General features: G+C 33.5%; 20 protein-coding genes, 1 tRNA gene and 1 pseudogene. 12 read left to right on the top strand and 10 right to left on the bottom strand.

Going from position 1 to position 20,226, the window contains the following annotated elements; all coding sequences use genetic code 11:
• The first annotated feature begins 112 nt into the window (after nt 1-112).
• Nucleotides 113-688 carry a Crp/Fnr family transcriptional regulator gene (locus CLU83_RS06220; RefSeq protein ID WP_100430807.1) on the top strand — a complete coding sequence of 192 codons (576 nt, stop codon included), beginning with the start codon at nt 113-115 and terminating at the stop codon, nt 686-688.
• 62 nt (nt 689-750) lie between these two features.
• Nucleotides 751-1,773, top strand: a complete 1,023-nt coding sequence (locus tag CLU83_RS06215; protein ID WP_232726993.1) for an NAD-dependent epimerase/dehydratase family protein — start codon at nt 751-753, stop codon at nt 1,771-1,773.
• A 126-nt stretch (nt 1,774-1,899) separates the two neighbouring features.
• Here CLU83_RS06215 and CLU83_RS06210 read toward each other — a convergent pair whose 3' ends face one another.
• Both CLU83_RS06210 and CLU83_RS06205 read right to left on the bottom strand, forming a co-directional pair.
• A complete protein-coding gene (locus CLU83_RS06210) occupies nt 1,900-2,076 on the bottom strand; it encodes a histone H1 (protein ID WP_077375025.1) in 177 nt (58 codons plus the stop codon).
• A gap of 283 nt (nt 2,077-2,359) precedes the next feature.
• Nucleotides 2,360-2,575: a hypothetical protein gene (locus CLU83_RS06205; RefSeq protein ID WP_198512258.1), complete on the bottom strand. Its 216-nt coding sequence runs from the start codon at nt 2,573-2,575 to the stop codon at nt 2,360-2,362.
• Between the two features lie 234 nt (nt 2,576-2,809).
• On the opposite strand from CLU83_RS06205, the gene CLU83_RS06200 reads away from it, so the two are divergent.
• Both CLU83_RS06200 and CLU83_RS06195 read left to right on the top strand, forming a co-directional pair.
• Nucleotides 2,810-3,157, top strand: coding sequence for a transposase (locus tag CLU83_RS06200; RefSeq protein WP_100429739.1), 348 nt, complete (start codon nt 2,810-2,812; stop codon nt 3,155-3,157).
• 22 nt (nt 3,158-3,179) lie between these two features.
• The gene (locus CLU83_RS06195; protein ID WP_198512334.1) at nt 3,180-4,133 is read left to right on the top strand and encodes a transposase; all 954 of its coding nucleotides are present in this window, start codon (nt 3,180-3,182) and stop codon (nt 4,131-4,133) included.
• Nucleotides 4,134-4,288: 155 nt separating this feature from the next.
• Here the strand turns inward: CLU83_RS06195 and CLU83_RS06185 are convergent.
• From CLU83_RS06185 to CLU83_RS06160, 6 genes and pseudogenes are all read right to left on the bottom strand, one after another.
• Nucleotides 4,289-4,372, bottom strand: a tRNA-Tyr gene (locus tag CLU83_RS06185).
• Nucleotides 4,373-4,544: 172 nt separating this feature from the next.
• Nucleotides 4,545-4,931: pseudogene (locus CLU83_RS06180) on the bottom strand (TlpA family protein disulfide reductase); the annotation flags it as partial.
• Nucleotides 4,932-4,949: 18 nt separating this feature from the next.
• Nucleotides 4,950-5,714 carry a DUF4369 domain-containing protein gene (locus tag CLU83_RS06175; protein ID WP_100430804.1) on the bottom strand — a complete coding sequence of 255 codons (765 nt, stop codon included), beginning with the start codon at nt 5,712-5,714 and terminating at the stop codon, nt 4,950-4,952.
• A gap of 229 nt (nt 5,715-5,943) precedes the next feature.
• Nucleotides 5,944-6,162 (bottom strand): hypothetical protein, encoded by a 219-nt coding sequence (locus CLU83_RS06170; protein ID WP_100430803.1) that lies wholly within the window; start codon nt 6,160-6,162, stop codon nt 5,944-5,946.
• Nucleotides 6,163-6,329: 167 nt separating this feature from the next.
• A complete protein-coding gene (locus tag CLU83_RS06165) occupies nt 6,330-6,770 on the bottom strand; it encodes a KTSC domain-containing protein (RefSeq protein WP_100430802.1) in 441 nt (146 codons plus the stop codon).
• Nucleotides 6,771-6,938: 168 nt separating this feature from the next.
• Nucleotides 6,939-7,184 carry a hypothetical protein gene (locus tag CLU83_RS06160; RefSeq protein WP_100430801.1) on the bottom strand — a complete coding sequence of 82 codons (246 nt, stop codon included), beginning with the start codon at nt 7,182-7,184 and terminating at the stop codon, nt 6,939-6,941.
• Nucleotides 7,185-7,536: 352 nt separating this feature from the next.
• On the opposite strand from CLU83_RS06160, the gene CLU83_RS06155 reads away from it, so the two are divergent.
• The gene (locus CLU83_RS06155) at nt 7,537-8,082 is read left to right on the top strand and encodes a hypothetical protein (RefSeq protein ID WP_100430800.1); all 546 of its coding nucleotides are present in this window, start codon (nt 7,537-7,539) and stop codon (nt 8,080-8,082) included.
• Here the strand turns inward: CLU83_RS06155 and CLU83_RS06150 are convergent.
• The gene (locus CLU83_RS06150; protein WP_100430799.1) at nt 8,079-8,474 is read right to left on the bottom strand and encodes a response regulator; all 396 of its coding nucleotides are present in this window, start codon (nt 8,472-8,474) and stop codon (nt 8,079-8,081) included. The genes CLU83_RS06155 and CLU83_RS06150 overlap by 4 nt on opposite strands.
• Entirely contained in the window at nt 8,471-11,155 is a 2,685-nt protein-coding gene (locus tag CLU83_RS06145; RefSeq protein WP_198512257.1) for a PAS domain S-box protein, read from the bottom strand. Before CLU83_RS06145 ends, CLU83_RS06150 begins: the two co-directional genes overlap by 4 nt.
• 421 nt (nt 11,156-11,576) lie before the next feature.
• Between CLU83_RS06145 and CLU83_RS22245 the strand changes: the two genes are divergently transcribed.
• The 7 genes from CLU83_RS22245 to CLU83_RS06115 all read left to right on the top strand — a co-directional run bounded on the left by CLU83_RS22245 (nt 11,577) and on the right by CLU83_RS06115 (nt 20,210).
• A complete protein-coding gene (locus CLU83_RS22245; protein WP_198512256.1) occupies nt 11,577-11,729 on the top strand; it encodes a hypothetical protein in 153 nt (50 codons plus the stop codon).
• An 8-nt stretch (nt 11,730-11,737) separates the two neighbouring features.
• Complete coding sequence (locus CLU83_RS06140) at nt 11,738-11,974, top strand: hypothetical protein (protein WP_198512255.1); 237 nt, start codon at nt 11,738-11,740, stop codon at nt 11,972-11,974.
• A gap of 10 nt (nt 11,975-11,984) precedes the next feature.
• Nucleotides 11,985-12,362: a YchJ family protein gene (locus tag CLU83_RS06135; protein WP_100430797.1), complete on the top strand. Its 378-nt coding sequence runs from the start codon at nt 11,985-11,987 to the stop codon at nt 12,360-12,362.
• Nucleotides 12,363-12,391: 29 nt separating this feature from the next.
• Nucleotides 12,392-13,180: an META domain-containing protein gene (locus tag CLU83_RS06130; protein WP_100430796.1), complete on the top strand. Its 789-nt coding sequence runs from the start codon at nt 12,392-12,394 to the stop codon at nt 13,178-13,180.
• Nucleotides 13,181-13,356: 176 nt separating this feature from the next.
• Nucleotides 13,357-14,475 carry a VWA domain-containing protein gene (locus tag CLU83_RS06125; protein ID WP_100430795.1) on the top strand — a complete coding sequence of 373 codons (1,119 nt, stop codon included), beginning with the start codon at nt 13,357-13,359 and terminating at the stop codon, nt 14,473-14,475.
• 57 nt (nt 14,476-14,532) lie between these two features.
• On the top strand, nt 14,533-15,990 hold the full coding sequence (locus CLU83_RS06120) for an AAA family ATPase (RefSeq protein WP_100433635.1): 1,458 nt from the start codon (nt 14,533-14,535) through the stop codon (nt 15,988-15,990).
• A gap of 1,436 nt (nt 15,991-17,426) precedes the next feature.
• Entirely contained in the window at nt 17,427-20,210 is a 2,784-nt protein-coding gene (locus CLU83_RS06115; RefSeq protein ID WP_100430794.1) for an outer membrane beta-barrel family protein, read from the top strand.
• The last annotated feature ends 16 nt before the right edge of the window (nt 20,211-20,226 follow it).

Raw genomic sequence — 20,226 nt, 5'->3', positions numbered from 1 at the left:
TGGCATAAGCACTGAAGATCATTTATAGTTTATGCCTGTAATTTTTACAAAGCATAGTTTATTCAATATATATACCTTTATAGCCGTCTAGATTACTTAGAAAGATTGCAATATGATATCAAAACTCCTATATTTTATTTCAGCTAAAATTAAATTAACAGATAACGACACAGAGCTTTGCAAAAGATATTTTGAAGCGGTATCATTTCCCAAAAACAGTGTGATTGAAGAGGAAGAGAAAGTTCCAAAATACTTATATTATATCGTTTCAGGCTATCTGCGCTTGTACCATTACAATGAATCGGGTGACGAAGTGACAACGCATATTAATTGCCCGCCGGGATTTTTTACCTCTTATTCCAATTTTATAAGCCAGCAAAAATCTAATGAAAAAGTGGAATGCATAACAGCCTGTGAGTTATTGAGAATTACAAAAGATGATTTGGACAGCTTAACAGACGAAAGCCCTGCAATCAAAGATTTTAGCATTATGGTCTTTCAGCAATCCATTAGCTACAATGAGAAGCGATCAAGAGAGTTGGCGGCTTTATCTGCTGCTCAACGATATCATAAACTCATAACGGAACAACCTGATATACTTCACCACGTACCGATAGCTCAAATCGCTTCCTTTCTTGGAATGAAACCCGAAAGCCTGAGTAGGATACGAAAAAAAATGATTAACTAACAAATGTCAAGTGCAAACCAATGGCCTTTAATGAACTTTGCGTCATCAAATAAATAAAAAAAATGATGATACAGAAAAATTTAGCATTGGTATCTGGAGCTAATGGACATTTAGGGAATAATTTAGTTCGATTTCTTATAAAAAAAGGAATTCCTGTGAGGGCGGCTGTCCGAAACAGTGAAAACAAAGTGCCTTTTGCCGACTTAGATTGCGAACTAATACAAGCGGATATCACCGACAAGGCTTCATATGTAAAGGCTTTGCAGGGAGTTGAAACTTTTTATGCAGTAGGAGCGGCTTTCAAACTCTGGGCAAAGGATCCTAAAAGGGAAATTTACGATATAAATGTTCAAGGAACTCGCAATACGATTGAAGCTGCAGCTGAAGCCGGTGTTAAAAGAATTGTTTATGTGAGTTCTATTGCGGCATTAAATTATTCTCAATTGCCTACAAAAGAAAGTTACGGTTATAATCCTGATAGACGGGATATGTATTACAATTCTAAGAACGATGGCGAAAAATTAGCTTTTGAATTGGCAAAACAATTAGGAATAGAGTTGGTAGTTGTTATGCCGGCAGCAATGATCGGTAAAGAAGCATTTCTTCCTTTAAATGTTTCTTATGGCATTTTGAAATTAATCTTGAACAAAGAAATTCCCGTCGATACTAAGATTACCTTGAATTGGATAGATGTTAAAGATGTAGCAGAAGGTTGTTATCTGGCAGCAGCAAAAGGCCGCAATGGGGAACGATATATTTTGGCTAATGAACAGTGCATGACCATTACAGATACGACCAAATTGGCTAATAAGCTGTATCCTGAATTACAACTGAACGTTCCGCGTTCAGTTCCGCAACCCATTCTCTTTGTTATTGCAGGTATGATGGAATTCAGTGCCAAACTAAATGGAAAGGCTCCTGTATTAACCAGAAAAGATATTGCAATGTTTTCAGGGCTGCAACAAAATTTTGATATTTCAAAAGCGAGAACAGAACTGGGATTTAATCCTAAAAAACCGGAACAGGCAGTAACCGAAGCACTGCACTATCTTTCCAAAATTAAGCCGTCATTGATGAAACAGTAAAAAAAAATTAGCAATCTATGTGAGTTCCGCTTTACTTCTAGTAGTTATGGGAAGAGCCTTACAGGAGGGTGTAGAGAACAATAGAATAGCCCTTTGAAAAATTCCAAAGGGCTATAAATTGAAATCTTATTTTTTTGACTCTTCAACAGAAACTTTTCTGAACTCTTTTAAAAGTTTTTCCAGTTCTAAAGTTGATTTACGCGCTCTTGGTCCGGCTGCTTTAACACCTTTCTCTATAAGTGATTCAGACTCTGTCTTGAATGTTTCGAATTCGGCATTGATTTTTGCTACTAAATCTTTCATGATATTTTCGTATTAAATTAGCCTGCAAAAATAGAAGTTTATGGGTAGGGCAGGGATGATTTGTTGTTAAAATTGCTATAATTGGGCGAAGATTTAATTTTATCTGGTGGAAAAAGTCAATCTGTTTTTTGTAAAGAGCTGATACAATTAAGATTGCTTTTTTCTTAGTTCTTCCATAAATTAAGGGGCATATCCATTTTTGCTAAAAATGCATTGGCAAAGCGCGTGTACCGCTAAAACCTGCTTCCTCTGCCAAGAATCCGTTATTCATTGATTTTTAGGGTCAGTGAATCCAAAAAAAATTAAGTGATCTTGCATCTTCTTTACTGCCGATCGCTCTTTCGGTTTTCTGATCCCAGCGGGTGCTGTCCCATTTTCGTTTGGTGGATGTTTCTTTTGGAATGCCGTCTACGGTAATCTTAAAGTACACGGTTCTAATTTTTCTGTCATTACTGGTTATTTTCATAAAGAAAACTAACCCAAAACTGCTCTCTAACATAATTCAACTTTTTAGATTAATAAATGTAGAATTATAGCATCAAAAAAACAAGTCGTTAACCTCCTTAACCCCTGTATTTATAAGGGTTTAGTTCAAATTCTGTGGCAGTTTTTCTTGCCAGACAAAAGTGCCACGATTCTGCCATAGAAATTTTGGGCGTTTTTAGGATCAAGAACAAAACCTTGGGAGGAAATGTTACAATAAAATAAGAGCTTTGTAATCTTATAATTTGAGATGACTCCTATTGACCTTTTAAAATTGATGCTGCCTGATTTTTTAGTAGACCACTTTGAAGTGGTTTCTACTACTAATACAGAAGAAATATTACACTTGTATTTTGAGGAAAAAATTAAGCCTCCACAAGAGTTTAATACATTTGAACTGGTATCAAAGGGCTTTTTGGATGAGATCACTATTCAGGATTTTCCTCTAAGAGGTAAGTTTGTGTATTTGCATATCAAAAGACGTCGCTGGACTAATAAAACCACAGGAGAAATTATTAAAAGAGATTGGAATTTAGTTGCCAAAGGAACCCGCATGACTCAAGAGTTTGCGGCTTTTTTAAAAGAAATTAATAGATAACAGCGCTACCGATTGTCATACCATTGGAGGTTTTTTCGGAGTGAACGGAAAGAAGCTCCAAAGACAATACAAAAAGCACTTGAGTTCCTTTAATACTTGGGATCCACGAGAACATGCACATCAATGGATTGTTTATCCTGAAAATATAGGTACTCATTTATCAATTGACGAAGTAGCTTTATCTCAGGGTGAACTTTATACTATTGTAACCAACAAGAAATTCAAAGGCAAAAAAGGTTCATTAGTTGCTATTGTTGCTGGAACCAAGGCTGATCAGGTTATAGAACACATCAGTAAGATTGATTATAAGAAGAGGAGCTGTGTCAAAGAGATAACACTTGACATGGCTAATTCCATGAAACTAATCTCTAAGAGATGCTTTCCAAAAGCAATACAAGTGACCGATAGGTTTCATGTTCAAAAATTAGCATTGGAAGCTTTACAAGAGATTAGAATCAAGCATCGATGGGAAGCTATGGATTTTGAGAATCAATTGATATTGCAGGCAAAAAGAGAGAATAAAACATATATCCCAGAGCTCTTGCCTAATGGAGATTCTCTAAAACAACTTTTGGCCAGAAGCAGGTATCTACTCTATAAATCTCGCGAAAAATGGACTGAAAATCAAAAAGAAAGGGCTCAAATGTTATTTGAATTATACCCCGATATAAAGACAGCATATAATCTAAATCAACAACTTCGAGGGATTTACAATAACAACAATGACAAACACATTGCCATGACCAAACTGGCGCATTGGTATAGAAATGTAGAGGAATCAGGCTTTAAAAACTTTAATATTCTGCTCAATACTATAACTTTTAACTACCAGTCAATTTTAAACTATTTTGACAATAGAAGCACAAATGCTTCTGCCGAATCTTTCAATGCAAAAATAAAAGCTTTTAGAAGTCAGTTTAGAGGAGTGAGAAATATAGATTTCTTCTTATTCAGATTATCCAATCTTTTTGCATAATCCCCAACTTTTGCTACTGATCCCGTTTTTATAAAGATTGAAAACCGCCTTAAAAGCAAAAAACCTACGAATCCTTGGATTTGCAGGTTTTACCACGTTTTTTATGGGTTTTTGAAAAGATTGAAAAAGCTGCCTTTTTACTTCTTTTACCCTTTTGGTGGGGAGAGCAGGATTCGAACCTGCGAAGTTCACACAGCAGATTTACAGTCTGCCCTCGTTGGCCGCTTGAGTATCTCCCCAGGCCTTATTTGGTAACGCTTATTGCGTTATCCAGGTGCAAATATAGAGACAGTTTTTAGTTTTACAAACTTTTTTTGCACTTTATTTTAGTATTATTTTTAATGTATTGGTATTGAATAAAATAAAAAATCTCCACTAGGGAGATTTTTTATTTTTGAATACTAAAAAGGGTTATTTCCCCAGTAACTCTATGATTTTTGCTTTAAGTTCATCGCCTCTTAAATCTTGTGCAGCTACATTTCCTGATTGATCAAGAATGAAAGTTGCTGGAATTGATTCCACTTTGTATTGCTTTGCGATTGGATCTTCCCAGCCTTTTAGATTCGAAACCTGTGTCCAGACTAATTTGTCTTTTGCAATAGCTTCTTTCCATTTTACTGGATCTTCATCTAAAGAAACACCAATTATATTAAGACCTTTTGAATGCAGTTCATTATAAATAGCAACTACATTTGGATTTTCTCTTCGGCATGGACCACACCATGATGCCCAAAAATCAACAATTGTCACTTTTCCTAAACTTTCTTTAAGGCTGATTGTTTTGCCATGCGCATTAGGAGCAGAAAAATCTGTTCTTCATTTAGCCGGAGCTGCCGCTGGAACACCAGAAGCTGCAGAAGCACCAACAGAAGGAAGCTTTAATGCTGCGATTTTTGTTTTTACAGCTTTACCGTGTTTAGAGTTTTTCAAAGACTCATCAAGGCTGTTGTACATAGTTTCTATTTTTTTAGAATCTACTGTTGGGTCATTGCTCATTCCCTCAATAATTAATACGCTGATAAAAGCTTTTGGATGTGCATTTGCGTAATCAACATATTTAGATTTTGAAGTAGCACCAATTTCAGTTTGAATTTTTGTGTATTCTTTCATTAAACCATTGATAGTTGCTGTATCTTTAGTTTGTTGAGCCATTTGCATTTTTTGCATATTAGCCGTTTGAAAGTCCATTAAAGGTTTTTGGATTTTAGTAATCTCTTCATTGAATTTCACGTACTCGTCATTGTTGTAAGTACCAGAAATTTTAGATTTTTGAATAGTATCTTTGTTTACTAGAACTGTAATATCACCGTTTTCTAAGATAAATGGAATTTTACCTTGCGCTCCTTCAATTTGTAATGTATGAAAAGATGGTTCAGTTACTTTTCCTTTGATTTCAAATTTTCCGTTTTCTATTTTTACTGTATCTACAGCAATTAATCCCATTCCTTTCTCATCTTGAGTTTCTAGGATAACTGTTTTTCCATTTTCAAATCCAGCTGCAGTTCCTGAAATTGTGTATTTGTCTTTGCTACAAGAAGTAAGTAAAGCTGTAGCGGCAAGAAATAAAATAATTTTTTTCATTTTTATTAGTTAATTGTTTTTAAGGTTACAAAAGTATTTAAATTTATAAATTAACAATAACTTTAGTCCCTAAATTTATGTTATAATTTTTCACTCTTTTAGGCTGTTTAAAAACCTCTAAAGATGCAGTTTATGATTTTTTTACAATAGTTATCAGCCATAATTACCGCTAAAAGAGCTTTAGGTATTTTTTCATAACTGGCAATTTTGTTTTAATGGTTAATATTTTTTAGGAATTATATTCAAAAAGATGTGATTCCAGATGCTCGATTTCATTGAGAGTAATCGTAATATCTAGATTTACCATTCTTAAATCTTTGTGTAAGTGGGTACAAATAGGATTTGATTTTAATTTGAAATCAATTTCAGCTTGACGGTTTCTAAGTCTTTCTATTGTTCTTAAGGCATTGTTATATTGCCTTTGATACAAGGTGGTTTGGTCTTTCATTTGTAAGTTTTTTAATAATTTGGGTACACAAATATATTAATAAACTTGTTAAAGAAATGTTAATTAAAGCAGATTTTGGATTTTGTTTCCTTAGTATCAATTTTTTACAATTTAAGCCATAAAAAAAGCACTCTTATTAGGAGTGCTCTTAAATTTTATTTTAAAACTTATTCTTGGTTCGTTGTTTTTCTCCAAGGATATGCATTAAGAATGTGTCTTTTTGCGTAACGTCCCGGTGAATCTGCGTTAACCATTTTTATATAAATAGCTTTAGGGACACTAATGTATTCGTAAACGCTTCCGTTAGAGAAATTGATAATCAATCTTCCTTCAACAAATTTATAGTCTGTAATGGCTACTGTAGAGATTGTCTCCGTATATTCAGGTAAAAGCTGTTTAATTGTCTCTGCATTGATGCTTACCAAGAAGTGATAAGCTTCAATTATTTTCTTGCTATTTTCTTCGGCTTCTTTTAAACCAGCATCATCACCTTGAAATTTATCAGGATGCGCGTCTTTCATCGCATTGCGATAGATGGTTTTCAATTCTTTAAGCTCTACTGTTTTTTCTACATTTAGTAGTTTGCGGTATTCAACTATTTTTTTCATAAATAAGGTAACTACTTGTCTTTTACTATTAAACCAAATTAAAGCGGTTGAAAATTGACAATTTTTTGCAAAGGTACACTTTTTTTTAACTTTTCCATTTAGACAAAAAAAAAAATCAAAAAAAGTACTTTTTTGATTTTTAAAAATGTTTATTATGTGTATAAGAGTCTATTGTTGAGGCTTATTGTTTGCCTTATCAAAGTTTTTAGATTTTTTTGGATATTTATTATAACTGATATCGCTTGGGTTTTCAATAACGCTTTTTATGGTAATCCAATCGCCGAGGCTGTGTTTTTGAGCCATTTTATAATCTAAAAGATATTCCCCACAAAAAAAATTTTTGTTTTCATCTTGCTCCATTATTCCTGTAAAAACGCCTTTTTGCAACATTTTTTGTTCTCCTGTTTTGGTCATAATCTGTTTAATTTAAAATAATTCTGTGGCAAAGTTAGCTAATTAATTGGGAATTGACGTGAGATTTGGTGTTGAAAGTCTTTTCGGGAAAGGTATAATTGCTGTTAACCGAAAAATAGGATTGCGGATGGGTGAGGGATTACTTCACCATATATTTATTTTCATAGGAGTTCAGTAAACTTCGTTTGGAGCAAGCTACCGAAGTAGTGCGGACAGCCTGACCCCGTTGAGGAAAACGGCTTTGTAAGCGGTACTATATGTTAGCCGCTTTTCTCAACGGGGACACCCCATAATGATTTGTAATAGGGAATAGATTTGGCAGATATTATAGTTTGTTATTACTTTTGTTTTTATGGAAAAAATATTTCGCCCGAGTCCAAGATCATTTAAAAATACATTTTGTGTTTTTCAGGAGGTTTTACCTAGCCGAATTGAAGGAATGCCTGTGCAGTATGACAGCCAGTCCGGCAGCAAGTATTTTTATACCAAAGAGGGAATGTACCGTTTGTCCAATCATTGGGGGAGGTTGGCCAACAGCAAATGGCGGCTGGAGCCGATGGAACCAGAGACTGTGTCTAAATTTAAAATAGGTTTTGCTTCATGGAATGAGTTTTATCCAGATAATGCTGAAGAGGAATTGTATTACCTGGAAGCCAATTACGAAAAAAAAACAGTGAATTACCAGCACCGAAACAATCCAAATTACGATTCGAAAGCTATATTGAGAACGAGTTTTGCTACCGCAAAAAGAATCAAGCAGATTCGAAATTTATTTGAATTGATTTCGTGGGCTAAGTATTTTGATTATGAAGATATTGATGAACTGCGCAAAGAAATTATAGAAGAGCTAATTTTTACCAATAAAACATTGGAGGAAATAAAAAGACATATCATTTAATAATTTGCAGCTATTAATATCAAGTCATTGGCATTGACTGGTTTTGATAAATAAGCAATAATTTCGGAATAGTTTTTTGCTTTGCTTTTGTCTTCTAATGCAATAGACGAACTTACAATATATATTTGTATAGAGTCATTGATTTGAGATTTTAGCAGTACCATTTCTTCCATAAATTCCCAACCGTCCATAATGGGCATATTAATATCCAAGAGGATTATATTGGGAGGCATTTCATTAGTTTTTAATGTTTTTTTTAATGTATCTATGGCATCCTTTCCATTTGTAAAACTGGAAACACTTGAAAATAACTCGGATTTTTGGATTATTTTATTAACGATGATTTGATAAATCGGGTCATCATCTATTACCCATATTGTTTTTAGGCTCATAAGATTTCAATTTTAAATGTTGTTCCTGCATTGGGGTTACTTTCTACAGTTATAGAGCCACCCATTGCTTCTATTTGATTTTTTGTTATGAATAATCCAACTCCTTTTGAAGTTGGGTCGTTACTGAAAGTTTTATACATACCAAAAACTTTATTGCTGTTTTTCACCAAATCAATTCCAATACCGTTATCCGATATTTCTAGGTAATTTTTATCGTTTTCTGTTATCCACTTTAAAAATATAATAATTTTTCGTTCTGGATGACCATAACGGATTGCATTTGAAATCATATTATAAAGTATACTTTCCAAATAGGCCGGATTATAATTGATTATCAAGTCATCATGAATTTGATTGAAGATTGTTACTTCTTTTGAAATGATTTGCTGGGAGAATACTTTCATCACATTCTCAATGTACTCTTTTAGGTTCAATGACAGGGTTACTAAGCTTACATTGGTACGTATATTAATTACTTCATTTAAGTGCAGCATTGTTTCGTTTAGTAAGCCGGAAACAGAAATCAATAATTGCATCATTTGCTCTTTTTCCTCTTGTGTTTCAGATGCTTGAAGCAAAGTAACGATTGAAGCTATATTACTGGTGTGAGATCTTAAATTATGTGAGATTATATAGGAAAAATTTAATAGCCTTTCATTTTGCCTCGATACCAAATTGAATGAGTTATTCAAATCATCTTCTATGTTTTTGGATTTTGTTATATCAATCATGATTCCATGCAGGCTCGTTGGTTTTCCGTTTTCAAAAACAATATTAACCATATCACGAAGCCATATAAGTGTTCCGTTCTTGCAGATCATTCTGTACTCAAAATCGTGATTTAAAAGCTCATTTGTTTTTTTAGTACAATATTCCAGCGCCCAGTTTCTGTCATCGGGATAAATATGATCTTTCCAAAAGTCTGGATCGCTTAGCCATTCCTCTGAGGTAAAACCTAAAATTTGTTCAACTTTTTTACTTACAAAAGTAAATCTAAAGGTTTTTATATCGCATTCCCAAACAATTCCGTCTATGGTATTAATAAGAGCCTCAATTTTTTTCTGGGAGTTAAGAATTACTTTTTCATTTTTTTTTCGAAAAGTAATATCTTCAGTGGAAATAATCATGCGTTCCATTGTTTTTTCATACTCCCTTATTGCATTCCATCTAAAATGAATATCGATTGATTCTCCTAAACTGTTCTTAATTTTGGTATCGTAAGCTAATTGGTTGTTATTTTGTGTAACTGCAATTAGCTGTTTCATGAAATCATTTATAGTTTCTGTATCAAGTACTTGACCTAAATTTAATTCCTGTACTGTGTTTATATGAAGAAGCTGCAGGCATTTATAATTTACTGCTATAATCTTGACTAAATTAAAACATTTTAGTACCACGTCTGGATTCTCATTAAAATATTTTTCAACATTAGCCGCTTTTTTACCAACCAGATTTAGATCCGTGAGATAATTTTTAATTAAGGATAAATCAACTTCCCACATAGGAATGGGGGAATTATTAAAGAGGTTTTTAAATTGTTTTTCGCTTTTTTTAAGATCCTCCAAAATTTGTTTTTTCAAGGTGATATCTTCTACAATTGCAATGTTTGTTTTTCGGTTATTAGTTGTTCTGGAAAGAGACGAAACAATTAAATTCACCCAGATAGTTACATTGGACTTAGTTATATATCTTTTTTTTGCAGTATAATTATTAATTTTTTCCTCTTTAAGTTCATTTACATTTAATTCTGTTTTTAGTGAATCTTTAGGATGTGTGATAGACTGATAATTTTTAGTTTTCATTTCTTGTTCAGAATACCCCATTAATTCACAAAATTTTCTGTTGATTTCCAAAAAATTTCCTGTTTCATCATCTACAAGAGCTATTCCTAATGGAGCCTGATCAAAAATAGTTCTAAATTTAGTTTCGCTATTCTGCAGTTTTGAGGCCTGAATATTGACTAATTGCTGTAATTGTCTGGGTTTGTATAATAAGACAGTGATAAAAGAACCTAGCAGTACTGCCAGAATAAAACCTAAAATTGAGGGCAGATAAAGAACAGAGTAATGATGATTCTGTTTTTTTGCAATCAGATATAATTTCCAGTTTCCATCCAGAATCTTTGTTGAAATCTGTTCTCCTTTATTAATGTCTTTCTTCTTAGGAAGAAAAAATTCTTCTTTTTGGGTGTTAGGATTTATTTTTGAAAACTGAAAGTAATATTTATTAGTATCAATTGAATTGATTCCTGAAACTTTTAATAAATCTTTAAATTTAATTACGACTGCTGAAAATCCCCAAAATTTATTTTTTTTATAAACTGGCAATCTGCCAACAATACCAATGCCACCCTGCTTCAAAACCAAAGGGCCGGCAAAATACATTTTTTTATTCTCTAAAGATTTTAATGCCTCTTTTCTAACGCTTGGAGTTTTAAAAATGTTAAGATTTAAAGCTGATTTATTTTCTTCTAAAGGATAAATATACTTTATAACTCCATTTGGCACCAGCTGGATTGCGCTAATGTAATTATTAGAAACCAAAAGTTTTGAGCTTATGGAGTCAAAATTATCAGGAGTCCCATTGTCATTGATAGTTAATGCTAGTGTAAGGGTAGTTGTGTAACAGTTTTTTAGGCACTGCTCAATATTTTGATGCAAATTCTCAAGAATTACGCCCATTTCTCGGCGCTCGTTTATTTTGATAACCTGATAACGCTGAAAGATTGAAAGGCCAACGCAAAAACTAAGGATTAGAAAGATTAAAAATCCTGTAGTTTTAGGTTTTGCCGAAAACCATCGAACATAATTAGGCCATTTCCTTTTGTACTCCATTGAATATTATACTGTAAGGTTTAAAAAAAGTGTTTTTGGGATAAAAAAACTAAATTTATAAATCCTTAAAGATACCATTTCTAAATTATTGAAGTAAAAAATACTTGTTTTATTTTTTAACACTAAGCACCCGAAGAAATAGTTTATCCAAATAAAATAACATTCATCTCAATAATAAAACCGAACTTTGCCAGCCTTCTTTTTTGTAACGAATTGAAAACAAGATTCAGATTTTAATAAAGAAAGGAGCAAATAAAATTAAAATACAATGAGCCGAAACAACGAAAGAAATATCAAAAAACACAACGATAAACTGCACAAAGCACAAGACAAGGCAAAACAAGCTGTTATCGACCGAAAGGAGAAATTAAAGCAGATTACTAAAAAGTTTAACGAAAGTAAATCTTCGGATAATAATTAAATCAGGCCATGATAGACAAAAATAAATTTGAAGAATTAAAAAATGGCGTTCAGGAAATAATTGATTTGATTGCGAGCAAAAATGCCAAGGATGCTAATAATAAGTTAGCCGAAGTTAGTGAAGAATTAGACGAACTTTTGGATCATTCAGATGATGATGAGGAGCTTGTTGAGATTAGTAAATTTCAAGTGCTGCTAAATCAATTGCAACAAAAAATTGTCTTGCTTAAAGCACAACTTAATTGATTTATTTGTGATGTCCAAAAATTGTTATTGCGGTTCCTATAAATCTTTTGACACCTGTTGCAGTCTTCATATTAGTGGCGTTCAAAAAGCGCCAACGGCTTTGGCATTGATGAAATCGAGATACACGGCTTATGCCACGCATCAGGCTGATTATTTATTGGCAACAACGCATAGTTCAGAAAGGAAATATTATTCGAAAGAAGAAATTTTGCATTGGGCTACCGCCAATACATGGCAAAAACTCGAAATTATTTCAGCTACAGAAAATACAGTGGAGTTCAAAGCGCATTACATCGATGCTGATAATGCGAGCCAAGTGCATCATGAGTTTTCTACTTTTAAACAAGAAAACGGAAGTTGGTTTTATGTGGATGGGAAGTTTAAATAATTCACGATTCTAAATTCATATTACAAATTATGAAGAAATGGATTCAATTCTTATCAATTGTTTTGTTTATAGTTAGCTGTAAAAGCACTGTAACAGCCCCGAAAGAAACCGTGAAATTCGAACCCACTTTTGCCTACAAACAGCAAATGGAGAATTTGGAGAAAGGGATTTATTTCAGAGGAAATGGTAACGAACCGGATTGGAACTTAAAAATATCGGAGGAAACCATTGAATTCACCTCTTCAATACGCGGTTTTGAATCATTGACAGGCAATCACGTCGAGCCACTTCAGGCCATGGATACCAATGTAAAAATGTATCGAGTTACGGATAAATCCGTCTCAATGATTATCCAAATTATGCAACAGGAATGCATCAGTACCATGTCTGGCGATAAATCTTCTTATTCTGTACGGATTGAAATTGTAAAAGATAAAAACTCCACATTTTTAAACGGTTGCGGAAACTATATTACTGATTTTCGCTTGCACGATATTTGGGTTTTGGAACAATTAAAGGGGAAAAAAGTGAGTCATGAAGATTTTACCAAAGAATTGCCAAACCTTGAAATAAACTATTCTACTAATGAATTTATAGGATTTACAGGCTGTAACAGAATGAACGGAACTATTTTCTTTGAAAGAGGATTACTCCGATTTACCAAAACCATCACAACTCGAATGGTTTGCGGTCCCAATAATAAAGAAAACGAATTCCTAAAAGCATTGCAAGGCATAACCAATTATAAAGTTGAAAATTTACAGTTGATACTTACCAATCCATCAGGTGAAGTATTGGTTTTCAAAAAAGTAGATTAGCTTTTTTAAACTATTAATTGATGTTATGGCGATTGGTAAAAGTTATTAGCAGTTAGCTTTTTGATTTTTTTTCAATGTAACAAATTTTAACTAATCACTAATTATAAAGGACTTTTAACGTAAAATTATATAATGTTTGAGGCGGGGTCGTTCAAAAATGATGTATTTTTATATTTATGAACACTACTATAAAAAAGGGATTCTATTTTAAAAGCTACGAAGCTCCGTTTCAATCTCCATTTGATAAACTTTTTGGCATTTTCAAAGAACTTATCACGCATACTTCGGGAGATTTTGATGAAGCTATCAGTTGGCTGCGCGAATTGGACAAAGAATACAAACTGACTGAACCATCCTATACCATCGATGATTTTATTGAGGACTTAAAGAAAAAAGGATACATCAGAGAAGAAGTCAAAGATGACGGAACTTCTGGCATTGGAATTACTGCCAAAACAGAGCGAGCCATACGCCAGCAGGCTTTGGATAACATTTTTGGAAACATTAAAAAGTCGGGGAGTGGTAATCACAAAACGAAGCACGTTGGCAATGGTGACGAACATACGGGAGAATTCAGGGAGTTTCATTTTGGAGACGGTTTGGAACGCATTTCGCTGACCGAAAGTCTGCGAAATGCACAAATCAATAACGGCGTTGCCGATTTTATGCTGACCGAAAATGATTTGGTAGTCGAAGAAACCCAGTACAAATCCCAAATGAGCACCGTTTTGATGATTGACATCAGCCACAGTATGATTCTGTATGGCGAAGACCGAATAACGCCCGCCAAGAAAGTCGCTATGGCTTTGGCTGAATTAATTACTACTCGTTATCCAAAAGACACTTTGGATATTCTTGTTTTCGGAGATGATGCGTGGCCGATTTCCATTAGAGATTTGCCTTATCTAAAGGTCGGGCCATTTCACACCAATACCGTTGCTGGTCTGCAATTGGCTATGGATTTATTGCGCAGAAAACGTAATACCAACAAGCAGATTTTTATGATTACCGACGGTAAACCGAGTTGTGTAAGAGAAAAAGACGGCACTTATTATATGAATAGTAACGGCCTCGATCAATACATCGTCGATAAATGTTATACCCAGGCACAGCAAGCTCGAAAATTGCACATTCCAATAACTACTTTTATGATCGCTAACGATCCTTATCTGCAAAAATTTGTAAATAAGTTTACCGAAGCCAATCAGGGAAAAGCGTTCTACACCGGATTGAAAGGTTTAGGCGAAATGATTTTTGAAGATTATGAAACCAATAGAAAGAAACGGATTAAATAGTTTTCAATAGAAATGGCAATTTCAATACCAATAAAAATAAATCAAAAACTAAAATTAATGAACAACATACATACATTCGGTCAATTAAAGCAATCTGGATACTTAAGCAAGAACATCAAAGATGAATTACGACATAATTTGAGAGAAAAAATAAAATCAGGACAGCCAACATTTGAGGGCGTTCATGGTTTTGAAAATACTGTAATCCCAGAACTGGAAAGAGCCATTTTGTCCCGTCACAATATCAATTTATTGGGGCTTCGCGGGCAGGCCAAAACGAGATTGGCTAGAAAAATGATTGAATTATTGGACGAATACATTCCGTTTGTGACGGGTTCTGAAATTAATGACGATCCTTTTCATCCATTATCCCGTTTTGCCAAAGATTTAATTGCCGAAAAAGGAGATGCAACTCCCATTTCGTGGCTTCACCGAAGCGAACGTTTCTTCGAAAAACTAGCTACTCCAGATGTAACCGTTGCTGATTTAATTGGTGATGTCGATCCGATAAAAGCTGCAAATCTAAAATTATCGTATGCCGATGACCGTGTAATTCATTTCGGAATGATTCCGCGTGCCAACCGCTGTATTTTTGTGATTAACGAATTACCTGATTTGCAAGCCCGAATACAAGTAGCGCTATTTAACATACTGCAGGAAGGAGATATACAAATTCGCGGATTCAAATTGCGGATGCCACTCGATATGCAGTTTATCTTTACCGCCAATCCCGAAGATTACACCAACAGAGGAAGCATTGTAACACCTCTGAAGGATAGAATTGGTTCACAAATCCTTACGCATTATCCTCAAGATATAAAAATCGCCAGAACAATTACAACGCAGGAAGCAAAACTTGATGAAGCTCAAAGCGACTCGGTTTATATTCCATCTCTGGCCAGAGATTTATTGGAACAAATCAGTTTTGAAGCCCGCGAAAGTGAATTCATAGACAATAAAAGCGGGGTAAGTGCCCGATTGAGCATTACGGCCTATGAAAATTTAATGAGTACTGCCGAGCGTCGTGCTTTACTATGCGGAGCCGACCATACATCTTTGCGTTTATCCGACTTTATGGGAATTATTCCGTCCATAACCGGCAAAGTTGAATTGGTTTATGAAGGAGAGCAGGAGGGAGCCGCTATTGTAGCTCAGCGATTGATAAGTGATGCAATACATACCTTTTTACCTGCCTATTTTCCGAAAATTGAGAAATTAGAAAAACAGGGACAAAAAACACCTTACAGTGATACTTTAGATTGGTTTTTTACAGAAAGTGGTTTTGAATTATTAGATGACTGTACCGATGAAGAGTACAAAACTATTTTGGACAGTATTACTCCTCTTGACAAATTAATAGAAAAATACCAGCCTCAATTAGAAAAACGAGATCGTTATTTTATGAAAGAATTCATTTTGTGGGGATTGGTCGAATACAAAAAACTTAGTAAAGACCGCATTTCCGAAGGATATCAGTTCAAGGATATATTTGGCAGTTATATCAGTAAATTATAGCTTATTTTGAGCCATTTAGAGTAAAATCAATTTCATGTATTTACACAATTTTTTTTAAAAGTCAAAAAATCTATAAGTCTAACGTCAGTCTGTGAAAAAACTAAAATCTGCCTCCTGAGAATCTCATATTTGAGTTTTTTCTTTGGTAGCCCTCCGAATACTTTCTAAATTTGAAGAGTTTTTTTCACAGCCTGACGTTCTCGCACTACAAACAGTTTGGAACTAAATTAAGCCCATTATTCGGATTTGCCACTCGAGCGATAGCGAATAGACGAAGTAAATCTTCCAAATACAAATCCAATTTCAAATTAAGCCTAATACTCAAATAACTTGTAGCGTGTGTTAGCGAATGTTGCGAAACGCTCGTTAAGCACCTCTGATTATCGATTCCAATAATCCATTCCAATTGCGGAAGTTTATCCACTTTCAAAATCCGTCCCGAAAACACTTTCAAGCAATCCAAAAGTCAGGAGAATAAAATTCCTCTTAAACCTCAAAAAAAATCGGCGAAAAAAGTCCGCAAAAAAAAAAATCGACTTTCTAATTCCATCTTGAAACTCGACCTCGAAAATCCGCAATTTATTCCTTTCGATTTTCGTCGATAGGTTAGGAGAAGATTAGATTCAATTTTTTCTTTCTTATTAATGTAAACTGGTCTTTTCAACGGAGCAATAATCGCTAACTTGCATATATGCGATACAAACCTTCGTAAAGCCAACTTAGTTTTGGTATACATTCTAAGGTTTGTTTCGATTTATTAATTATAAATATAAAGTAAATTGCTTTAATTCAGATACATAGTAATAAATGAAATTCAAGCTGCGTACTTCTTCGTCATCGCTATTGTATCGAGTATTCCATTATGTCCTCTCAATTATTGCTGTAAAAACTACAAATTTTATTTTCTCTAGGAATGTATTAAATTCACTCTAATTTCAAAGAGGGGAGAGCAGCAAGGAGTGGCTAAAGTGGTACGATATCTGATAGCTATCGGGATTTATTTCAGATGTACAAAACCCGTAAAATCGACGATTTTCTATCTTCAACACAAAAATCTGAAACCATAAATCGGTAATCTTCATTCTAAAATCGCTTAACTTAATGACATTGCGCTCGCTCTATTGACCCGCTCAAACTAGCGGGGGATATGAAGATGCAATGCGAACCATTTCTCCAAAATCTATTGTAAAGCTTGTAATTTACTGTAAATGAAAAATTTGTAATGTATTTTTCCCGCAAGGATTTTTATTTTTTGCACGAATATATTTATGGTTAATTTAACATTATAATTTTTAAAAATTAATAGAAATACTACTACTTTCGTTTTAGTTCATATATTTTATACACAAGGTAAATTTTAAGTGAAAGACTATCGTAATTTTAGTTTAAACGGCTTGTTGAAAATTTTGAAATGCTAATTACAATTAAAACTATTTATGATTAAAATTACCATAACCTTTGCAATATTGTTCTTATTTTCTTTTTCTGTTTTTGCTCAAAAAACAAATGTTTCGGGTGTTTTGATTGATAGTAAAGAAAAAACTCCAGTATACAATTCGGTTGTTGCCTTACTAACACCCAAAGATTCTATTTTATATAAGTTTACCCGATCGGATAAAAAGGGAAACTTTGACCTTAAAAATGTAAAAGCCGGAAATTATATTGTGATGACTTCCCATAGACAATATGCCGATTATTTAGATGATATAACCGTAAGTGAAACTGTAAAAAACTTAGGAACAATAGATTTGGTAAGCAAAATTAATGCGCTAAGAGAAGTAATAATAAAAACGGGTTCTATTAGAATCAAAGGAGATACGACAAGTTACAGAGCCAGTGATTTTGTTGTTGGTGCAAATGCTAACGTAGAAGAATTACTAAAAAAACTCCCTGGAATACAAGTAGATAAAAATGGTGCTATAAAAGCTATGGGCGAAACGGTACAAAAAGTATTGGTCGATGGCGAAGAATTTTTTGGAGATGATCCTGGAATGGCTGTGAAGAATTTGCGAGCAGATGCCGTAAAAGAAGTCCAAGTTTTTGACAAGAAAAGTGACCAAGCCGAGTTTACAGGAATTGATGATGGCGAAACCAAAAAAACCATTAATCTAAAATTAAAAGAAGACAAAAAGAAAGGGTATTTTGGTAAGATTGATGGTGCCGGTGAGCCACTTGCAGGTTCCGATTCCAGATACAATAGCAATCTTATGTTTAGCAGTTTTAAAGGCAAAAGAAAAATATCGGCATTTTTATTGAATGGTAATACAGGTCAAGATGGACTTAGTTGGCAAGATAGCGATAAATATGGTAGTCGGGATGACAGCTTTAGTATGAGTATGGATGACGATGGAAATGTAAATTATGAATGGACTGGTGGTAATAATGATGAAGAACCTAATGTTGATACTCAAAATGGATTTGTTAAAAATACCAATGCGGGATTACAGTACAGTAACAAGTGGAAGGATAAACAAACATTGAATTTAACACCAAAATATAATAATCAAATTTATACGAACAACAATAGTAGAAAAACACAAACCCAAGTAGGAGAAACCCAATTGAATGAAAACACTTCTAAAGTAAGCAATGTCAACAGGAGTAATTTTAAATTGAATGCTATTTACGATGTAAAATTAGATTCTTTAAACAGTTTACGAATTACTGCTAAAACCAATTTTTATGCTACCGAAAGTGATGAATATACAAATGGAAGTACTACTGGTGATGGTGGATTATTGAAAAACAAACAAGAAAAAACATTCACTACAGATTCTGACAAAACTGCTTTATTGGCAAGTATTTTATACAAACATAAATTTGCCAAAGCCCGTCGTACATTTTCAGCAAACAGTAGTTGGAACACTTTGAATACCAATTCAAATAATTTTTTGAAGTCTTCTAACGAAAGTTATATTAATGGTGATTTTGATAAAAAAGAGGATGTGAATCAAAACAAAATAGGGGATAAGTCAACCCAAAATGTTACTGTAAACCTTACTTATTCTGAACCAATTGCTAAGAAATTTGCCTTGCAATTTGCCTATCAAGTATCGCTCAACACAGGAGAAAATGACTATTTGACGTATGATTATTCGAACCTTACAGGCAAGTATGATGTGATTGTAAATTCTTTGTCAAACCAGTTCAACCAGACCATAATAACTAACAAGCCCAGCATTAGATTGAGTTATAATTCCAAAAAAATTAATTATAACTTCGGAAGTGGTTTTGGATTTACCTCGTTTGATTTAGAAGATCAAACTTTAAACAAAGAATACAAACGCAGTTACACCAATTTTTTTCCGTCTGCGAATTTCTCTTATAAGTACAAAAGCAACAGTAATTTACGCATCAATTATCAAGGAGAAACAAGACAGCCGACTATCGACCAATTACAGCCTTTGAGAAACAATCAAGACTTTTTTAATCAAACATTAGGAAATCCAGATTTAAAGCAATCTTTTACCAATAATATAGGTCTATTTAACAGCACTTATAGCATTTTGACAGAAACCCAATTTTATCAAAGTTTCTCGTTTAGAACAACTTCTAATTTGATTTCTTATAGCAGAGTTATAGATCCAGAAAGTGCGCAAACAATTACCAAACCTATAAATACGAATGGTAATTATTCTGTCAATTTGTATGTAGGATATGGTTTTAAGCTGAAGAAACTTGATTTACAGGTTAATCTTAATCCAAATCTAAACTACAATAAATCTGTAAATAGCATTAATAATAGCACCAACGATTCTAAAACTTTAAACTCAGGATTTTCCGTTTATTTAAATAAATCTAAAGCAAAAAAATATGACCTTAGTTTGAGTAATAATTTTTCAAATAACAGAAATACGACATCTCAAAACGATAAAATAAAATCATTTAACACCAATGATTTAGGATTGGATATTGGGGTTTATTTCAGAGAAAAATGGAAACTATCTACTGATTATAATTTTATGTCTAGGCAAAAAACGGTTGATTTTCAAACCAATCTTACCAATCAATTGTGGAATGCAAGACTAGAACGCACTTTCAAAAATGATGAATTTACGGCTTACATAATGGTGCGAGATATTTTGAATCAAAATATTGGTATCCGAAGATCTGTTTATGAAAACTCAATTACAGAGGAACAAAATGACAGACTCAAAAGATATGCTATGATAGGATTTACCTGGAATTTTAAAAACAAAGGCGAAACAGCAAAAAAATAAATCAGGAACTGTTCCG

The organism is Flavobacterium sp. 1 (genome assembly GCF_002797935.1).
Lineage (GTDB): Bacteria > Bacteroidota > Bacteroidia > Flavobacteriales > Flavobacteriaceae > Flavobacterium.
The sequence above is the reverse complement of the archived record's forward strand: the minus strand, read 5'-3'. Positions and strand labels throughout refer to the sequence as shown.